This window comes from Rhodopseudomonas sp. BR0C11 (genome assembly GCF_010820945.1).
GTDB classification, from domain to species: Bacteria; Pseudomonadota; Alphaproteobacteria; order Rhizobiales; family Xanthobacteraceae; genus Rhodopseudomonas; species Rhodopseudomonas palustris_H.
This window is the reverse complement of record NZ_QTKI01000354.1, coordinates 1-5,101: the sequence shown is the minus strand read 5'-3', so window position 1 is coordinate 5,101 and position 5,101 is coordinate 1. Positions and strand designations below refer to the sequence as shown.

The 5,101-nt window shown below is 64.2% G+C and carries 6 protein-coding genes; 5 read left to right on the top strand and 1 reads right to left on the bottom strand.

Translation table 11 applies throughout. From position 1 onward, the window contains the following. The 3 genes from DYI24_RS20865 to DYI24_RS20855 form a co-directional block, all read left to right on the top strand. Window positions 1-248, top strand: a 248-nt coding sequence (locus DYI24_RS20865) for a M20/M25/M40 family metallo-hydrolase (protein WP_164573685.1), incomplete at its 5' end; no start/stop codon positions are given. Between the two features lie 38 nt (window positions 249-286). Then, window positions 287-1,201: an NAD(P)-dependent oxidoreductase gene (locus DYI24_RS20860; protein WP_164573684.1), complete on the top strand. Its 915-nt coding sequence runs from the start codon at window positions 287-289 to the stop codon at window positions 1,199-1,201. Between the two features lie 141 nt (window positions 1,202-1,342). Next, window positions 1,343-2,179 (top strand): flagellar biosynthesis protein FlhF, encoded by an 837-nt coding sequence (locus DYI24_RS20855; RefSeq protein WP_164573683.1) that lies wholly within the window; start codon window positions 1,343-1,345, stop codon window positions 2,177-2,179. A 32-nt stretch (window positions 2,180-2,211) separates the two neighbouring features. Here DYI24_RS20855 and DYI24_RS20850 read toward each other — a convergent pair whose 3' ends face one another. Further along, window positions 2,212-3,225 carry a tartrate dehydrogenase gene (locus DYI24_RS20850; protein ID WP_234803296.1) on the bottom strand — a complete coding sequence of 338 codons (1,014 nt, stop codon included), beginning with the start codon at window positions 3,223-3,225 and terminating at the stop codon, window positions 2,212-2,214. 308 nt (window positions 3,226-3,533) lie between these two features. On the opposite strand from DYI24_RS20850, the gene DYI24_RS20845 reads away from it, so the two are divergent. Together DYI24_RS20845 and DYI24_RS20840 are read left to right on the top strand one after the other, a co-directional pair. Next, the gene (locus DYI24_RS20845; RefSeq protein ID WP_246701329.1) at window positions 3,534-4,748 is read left to right on the top strand and encodes an ABC transporter substrate-binding protein; all 1,215 of its coding nucleotides are present in this window, start codon (window positions 3,534-3,536) and stop codon (window positions 4,746-4,748) included. Between the two features lie 196 nt (window positions 4,749-4,944). After that, window positions 4,945-5,101: ABC transporter permease subunit (locus DYI24_RS20840; protein ID WP_502706360.1), on the top strand; the 157-nt coding region annotated here is incomplete at its 3' end.

Sequence of the window (5,101 nt, the reverse complement as noted above, 5' to 3'; positions counted from 1 at the left end):
ATCCTACCCTGGTCGGCAGCGTCGAGAACGCCGCCAACGCCCTGGGCTATCAGAACCGCCGCATCACCTCCGGCGCAGGCCACGATGCCTGCAACCTCAACACCCGAATTCCGACCGCGATGATCTTCGTGCCGTGCAAGGATGGCATCAGCCACAACGAGCTGGAAGACGCGACCCAGCCCGACTGCGCGGCCGGTGCCAACGTGCTGCTGCACACCGTGCTGTCGCTCGCCGGCGTCGCCAAGTAATCGCCGACAACACCAGCCGATTTCGGGGGGAGAGCACAATGCACGCGGTGTTCGTCGACGCCAGCGATACGCTTGCCGAGCTGATGGAGCGCATGGCGACGCCCGGCGATCCACCGGTGAAGATCCACCGCGACCCGGACGTCACACCGGAGCAATTGCCGGAGGTGCTGGCCGGCGCCGCGATCGCGATGATCGACCACACCTATCTGCCGACCGAAATCGCCCGGCGCTGCACCGGGCTGAAGCACGTCGTGTTTCTCGGCACCGGCGCCCGGAGCTACATGAACGTCGAAGAACTCGCCGAGCTCGGCATCGAGGTTCACCTGATCCGCGGCTACGGCGACACCGCCGTTGCAGAAGGGACCATCGCGCTGATGTGGGCGGCGGCCCGTAATCTTGCGATCATGGATCGCGAGATGCGTCAGGGCCAATGGCTGCGTGAAGACGGCATGCAGCTCACCGGCAAGACGCTGGGCCTGATCGGCTTCGGCGGCATCGGCGCCGAAGTAGCGCGGATCGCTTACGGCTCGGGCATGAAGGTGATCGCCTGGAACAGGAGCACGAAGCAGATCGACGGCGTCAGCTTCGTCGATCTCGACACCCTGCTGCGCGACAGCCACGTCGTTTCGATGCATCTGTTGCTCAACGACGAGACCCGTGGGTTCCTGTCGCGCCAGCGGATCGCCGCGATGCGGCCGGGCGCGATCCTGGTCAACACCGCGCGCGGCGCCCTCGTCGATGAGGCCGCGATGATCGACGCGCTGCGCTCGGGTCACCTCCGCCACGCGGCGCTCGACGTGTTCGACATCGAGCCGCTGCCCGCCGACCATCCTCTCACTGCGCTGCCCAACGTCACGCTCTCGGCGCATTCGGCCTTCCGTACCCCGGAGGCGAGCGAGAACCTGATCGCAGCGGCGCGCGCGCATTGCCGGCGGATCGCAGCCGCAAGCTAATCCTAACAACGGCAATTAATTACCGCAGAATGTGGGATAGGTGGCCCGCCTCCGCGAGAGCTGGCGCCTCGGCCTGATCCGAATCAACGGCACGCGAACTAAGTCTGTGCGATACTTAGCGAATCGCACGGAGTCATTCCCATGAAGGATTGGTACGCGGTCTTCGCCCTCGCTCTGGTCATCATCATCGGTTCTGCCGCCGGCCTCGTCGGCACGCTGGCGTTCCTGCTGGCCTTCTTCGTTACGTGGTACTTGCTCTCCGCGCGAGAACTGGGCTTCACCCAGGCGCGGGCCGCGTTCGGCGTTCGGTTCGATCCGCCGATCTGGACCCGCAGCAACTGGCTGTGGCTCGAGCGACTATTCGACGATAGCGACAAGCTGTTGAAGGCGGCTGCGGTCGCGATGATCGTGATGGCCAGCACGCTGATGGTCGGCGCGCCGATCACCTTGCTCGTGGCTGTCCTAATTGCCTCCTATCTCGCATTCAGCATCCACCGCGACGGCCCCACGCCGCCGCGACGCGTGGTGCGGATTCACGATGCCGGCGCAGACGTCTCGGCACACGCAAACCGCAATACTCTTATTCCGCCCCCCAACAACACGCAGAGCTCGGCAGTGCTGGCTCCGGTCGTGACGCCGGTTCAGCCGGCAGCTGAGCCTGCCCCTCTCCTGCTGCGGACGTCGACTCGCATCGTCGCGCCGCGGCCGCGGGAGGTCACCAAGCCGCGGCCCTCGCAAAACCGCCGGCCCGTTGCACGCGGCGCCCGTAAGGCGGCAAGCAAGCGTCAGCAGCGTAAAGCGACCCACAATCGGGCTCGTCCGCTTCCGCCGCTGCCGAGCCGCAAGCCCGGCTACGCGATCGCGCTGAAGCCGCGCCGCCCGCTCCGGCAGCCGCCGCAGATCCGGCAACGGCGGCGCGTACGCAAGCCGATGACGCTGGTCCGGGGCAGCGCAGCGGGGTCGTCACCGCCCCGCTGACGCCGGCTTCTGCGCGCTCCACAGCGGAGCGCTTACTCCACCATCTCGGCCACGCCTTTGCCGCAGGCCGAGGTGTCGGCCTGACCGCCGAGATCACGGGTGCGGAGCGTGCGCTCCTCCAAGGTGCGTTCGATCGCCTTGACGATCGAATCCGCCGCCTGCTTCTCGCCGAGATGCTCCAGCATCATCGCGCCCGACCAGATCATCCCGATCGGATTGGCGATGCCTTGGCCGGCGATGTCCGGCGCCGAGCCATGCACCGGCTCGAACACGCTCGGGAAGTCGCCCTCCGGATTGATGTTACCCGACGGCGCGATGCCGATGGTGCCGGTGCAGGCCGGGCCGAGGTCGGACAGGATATCGCCGAACAGATTGGAGCCGACCACCACGTCGAACCAATCCGGATGCAGCACGAAGTGCGCTGTGAGGATATCGATGTGGTACTTGTCCCACTTCACCTCCGGGTAGCTCTTGGCCACCGCTTCGACGCGCTCGTCCCAATACGGCATGGTGATCGAGATGCCGTTCGACTTGGTCGCCGACGTCAGATGCCGCTTCGGCCGCGACTGCGCCAGCTCGAACGCGAACTTCAGAATGCGATCGACGCCGACACGGGTCATCACCGACTGCTGGGTGACGAACTCACGCTCGGTGTCCGGGAACATCCGGCCGCCGACCGAGGAGTATTCACCCTCGGTGTTCTCGCGCACCACCCAGAAATCGATATCTCCCGGCTTGCGGCCGGCGAGCGGCGACGGCACCCCAGGCATCAGCCGCACGGGACGCAGGTTGACGTACTGATCGAACTCGCGGCGGAACTTGATCAGCGAACCCCACAGCGAAATGTGATCCGGAATCTTCGCCGGCCAGCCGACGGCGCCGAAGAAGATCGCGTCATGTCCGCCGATCTTCTCCTTCCAGTCGTCCGGCATCATCTGGCCGTGCTTTTCGTAATAGTCGTAGCTTGCGAAATCGAAATGGTCGAACACCAGTTTGACCCGATGCTTCTTCGCGGCTGCTTCGAGCACGCGCAGTCCTTCCGGCATCACTTCCTTGCCGATGCCGTCGCCTGCGATCACGGCGATGCGATACTGATCCTTGCTCTGATTCAATCCGGTTCCCCTTTGTGTCGCGCGTGGCGCGGCTTCATCTGGCCTAAAGTACGCTGGCGTTCAACGCTGCGCTGCACATAGCGAATCCGCGTGAATGCGAAAGCATTGTGCTTGCCTGCGACAAAACGCGCGCTACACTTTTCGTGGCTGATCAACAAGCCGCCGGCCAACGCGCCACCAAACAAAGACAATAAAGAGGAAACGCCATGTCTCCAGCCCCCTCGAATGTCCGTTCGTGGTCGATGCGCGCTATGGTCGCCGCGACTGCGCTCGGATTCGGTGCTTCGTCGGCACTCGCAGCCGACCCGATCAAGATCGGCGTGATCGCCGAAGCGCAGGCGATCGCCGGCGCGTCGATTCCGCAGGCCGCGCAGCTCGCCGCTGAAGAAATCAACGCCAAAGGCGGCATCGACGGCCGCAAGATCGAGATCGTCAGCTACGACAATCACTCTTCGTCCGCCGATTCCGTCCGTGCCTTCCAGCGAGCAGTGAATGAGGACAAAGTCAACGCGGTGATCGCCAGCTACATCTCGGAAGTTGTGCTGGCGCTGATGCCCTGGGCGTCGCGGCTGAAAACGCCGTTCGTGACGCCGGGCGCAGCGTCGAACGAGATCACCAAGGCGGTCAACAAGGACTACGAAAAGAACAAATACACCTTCCACGGCTATCTGACCTCGGGCGAGCTCGCCCAGTCGGTGTGCGATGCCGCGAAGGATCTGCTGGTCGACGCCCGGAAGATGAAGACGGCCGTGATCATGAGCGAGGACGCCGCCTGGACCAAGCCGCTCGACGTCGGCTACCAGGAGTGTCTGCCGAAGGTCGGGCTCAAGGTGCTCGACCACATCCGGTTCTCGCCCGACACCACCGATTTCACCCCGATCTTCAATAAGATCGAAGGCTCGAAGCCGGACGTGATCATCACCGGCATCTCGCATGTCGGCGTGCAGCCGACGGTGCAATGGAAGAACCAGCAGGTGCCGATCCCGATGTTCGGTATCTCCTCGCAGGCCACCAACGAAACCTTCGGCAAGGACACCAACAACGCGTCCGATGGCGTGCTGTATCAGGGCGTGTCGGGCCCAGGTGTCGCGGTGACGTCGAAGTCGGTGCCGTTCGCCGAGAACTTCAAGAAGAAGTACGGCAACTATCCATCCTACGCCGGCTACACCGCCTATGACGAGGTCTATTACATCGCCGAAGCGGTGAAGCGCGCCGGCTCCACCGACGGCGAGAAGCTGGTCGAGGCGTTGGAAAAGACCGATTACGAAGGCACGATCGGCCGCGTCCAGTTCTACGGCAAGGACGAGCCGTTCACCCACGGCCTGAAATACGGCAAGGGCCTGCTCACCGGTCTGATGCTGCAATGGCAGGACGGCAAGCAGGTCGCGGTGTGGCCGCCGGAAGTGGCCAAAGCCAAGATCAAGTTCCCGGCCTTCATCAAGGCTGCCGCGAACTGACCGCTTCAACGAATGCTCCCGCCGGCAACGACGGGAGCATTTTTCGTCCGGCTGCAAGCTTCTCCACATCGTCATTCCGGGGCGCGGGCGACGCCCGCGAACCCGGAATCTCAGAACAACTCGGGATTCCGGGTCTGCGCGCCGGCGGCACGCATCCCGGAATGACGTACCGGATTTGGCCAACTGAAGGTCCCGAATGCTCGCCCTGCAAATCCTGATCGACGGTTTCGCCATCAGCGCGCTGTATGCGCTGGGCGCGACCGGGTTCACGTTGATCTTCGGCGTCTCCGGCGTGCTCAACCTGTCGCACGGCGCCATCATGGTTGCCGCCGCGGTTGCGGCCTGGGCAGCGT